The following is a 2,035-nucleotide window of genomic DNA, read 5'->3' as shown; positions in this document are numbered from 1 at the left end:
TCCACTACGTGTCCACGATTTGCGGGCAACCCCAGTGTCGCGACGTGGGTGGCGTCGCGGATGTACTTTAACGACGGAGCGTGGATCTACATTCCGATCTTCATGGTCGTCGCGTGGGGTTTGGGCAAGCTTGGTGGCAGGGGAACGAGGTAGTCATGGAGACGTGGAGCCTTAATCACCCCGATGTAGGCCTTATCGAGGTCGAGCGTGGTTATGACGCGGAATTCAAGGAGCTCGATCCGTCGTGGCCGCAGGCCGTCCCGACTGGCGACGACGGGAATCCGACTCCCTATACGGATCCGCCTCTCGATGCCGATCTGCGCGAGCGCCTCAAGGCGTGGGCGTCCAGCCCACCGGTGCGTCTACGTGTGAAGGTCGACGGGGACGTGTGGGGAAGGTTTGATTCCGCATCGAACGGCCGGATACCGCTGCGCCGCCACAGCGGAAAGAAGCTTTCCTCAATGACCACGTCCGGCACCGCGCGCACGAAACCGCATCTTCGCGTGCAGACCAACATGTTCGGCGAGCTCCTCGACGTCGATTACCGCAACGGGACAGAGGTCGTGGAGTTCGAGCCGCCCGCGGGCTCGCGCGGGGCCAAGCGTCGCGCGGCAATGGAGTCGTCGACCTTCAAGCGCGTGGCGTTTCCCATTGCGACCGGTTTGGGCAAAGGCGGCTGGGCGCTCGCAGTTCTTGTACTCGGGCCGATCGTCAAACGATTTATCGGGTGGCTGCTGAGCTTTATCCCCGATGTTGATTTTCCGGACTGGCAACTGCCCTCGCCGCCGGCCGTCACACTGCCCGTGCCGCATTTCCCGCACATCGATCTGCCGACTATCCCCGTACCGGACTGGGAGTTCCCGGAGTTTGATATACCCGCGTGGCTCGACTTCCTGCTCGAGTACACGAAGATTTGGGTGCCGATTGTCTTGGGCATCATCTTCGCCATCACGGCGGTACGCAAGCACCGGAAGTCGGAGCAGAAGAAGGCGCAGTGGTCGGAGCTTGACGCGGATCGTGAAGATGGTGCCGAGACTCTCGAGGCCGTGCGGGGCGAGGGGCCGCACGGTGACAGTGCGCGGCGTGACGCCGACGAGTGACGTTGCATGTGCTCTTTTCTCCTGGCAGTAACGATTTGTCAAGAGCTTCACGAATCGTTAAGCGCTTGCTACTATGGAAAGTGAAGGTATGGTTCGATAAGGAAAGGGGCAGATCATGGACACTCGGGAAGGCGGACGTTTTAGCTCGGCGGCGAAAGCCGCTACGCCGCTCGCGCACGTCAATAAGCGTGAAGGCATTCTCTTGCTCGTGTTGGCGGCAAGCTCCGCTGTGCTCCTTGCGGTGAACTTTCAGGCGGCCAATTGGGAATGGGGTGGGCTCATCCGTGCCGTCGTGGTCGCGCTGTACCTCTTCGTTCTGTGCCTCGTAATTGTGCTGTTGCAACAGGCGAGGAAGGCTCATCCTCGAGGATTTATGACCAAGCTTGTTGCTGCCTTCGGATTTATCGTGGTCTCCTTCCTGTTCTTTGATCTGGTGTGGCCGCGGTGGGTAGACCCGCACGACACGCACTGGGCGGTGACCACGCTTGTCGCGGTGCTCTGCGCTGCGCCTGCGGGGTGGTGCGGTGTCTACCTGCTGCGCAAGGGGGAACTGTGGAGCTAAGCGAGGCACGCCAGGCCCTTGGCACCCCCATTCACTCGCCGGTGCGGCTCAGTGTCATGGCGGCGCTCAATAGCGTGGATTCGGTGGATTATCAGACCCTCAAAGACGAGTTGGGGGTGAGCTATTCGTTGCTCACGAAGCATGCGACGCTCCTTGAGGAGGCCGGCTTGTTAAAGATTTCAAAAGATTTCGAGGGGCGCACACCCGTGACACGTCTTCGACTCACTCGTTCGGGTCGCCGGGCCTTCGCACAGTACCTGGAAGCACTGGACCGCCTCGTGGCGGGGCTTACTTAAACAACGGGGTTATCTGGGATACGGGAAAGCCAGTCATGCAGGGCGTTGCCACAACATCCAGGAGTCCAATTGTTTCA

Annotated in this window: 3 protein-coding genes; all 3 read left to right on the top strand. The window is 60.4% G+C overall.

What is annotated here, in order from left to right; all coding sequences use genetic code 11:
• The first annotated feature begins 155 nt into the window (after window positions 1-155).
• The 3 genes from HMPREF3227_RS09375 (at window position 156) to HMPREF3227_RS09365 (ending at window position 1,958) form a co-directional block, all read left to right on the top strand.
• Window positions 156-1,100 carry a hypothetical protein gene (locus HMPREF3227_RS09375; protein WP_066491053.1) on the top strand — a complete coding sequence of 315 codons (945 nt, stop codon included), beginning with the start codon at window positions 156-158 and terminating at the stop codon, window positions 1,098-1,100.
• A 115-nt stretch (window positions 1,101-1,215) separates the two neighbouring features.
• Window positions 1,216-1,662 carry a hypothetical protein gene (locus HMPREF3227_RS09370; protein ID WP_066491057.1) on the top strand — a complete coding sequence of 149 codons (447 nt, stop codon included), beginning with the start codon at window positions 1,216-1,218 and terminating at the stop codon, window positions 1,660-1,662.
• Window positions 1,653-1,958 (top strand): winged helix-turn-helix domain-containing protein, encoded by a 306-nt coding sequence (locus tag HMPREF3227_RS09365; protein WP_066491060.1) that lies wholly within the window; start codon window positions 1,653-1,655, stop codon window positions 1,956-1,958. The genes HMPREF3227_RS09370 and HMPREF3227_RS09365 overlap by 10 nt, the downstream gene beginning before the upstream one ends.
• Window positions 1,959-2,035 lie beyond the last annotated feature (77 nt).

Origin of the sequence: Corynebacterium sp. CMW7794 (assembly GCF_001563605.1) — a bacterium.
In the GTDB taxonomy this organism is placed as follows: domain Bacteria; phylum Actinomycetota; class Actinomycetes; order Mycobacteriales; family Mycobacteriaceae; genus Corynebacterium; species Corynebacterium phoceense.
This window is presented reverse-complemented; position numbering and strand designations above follow the sequence as displayed.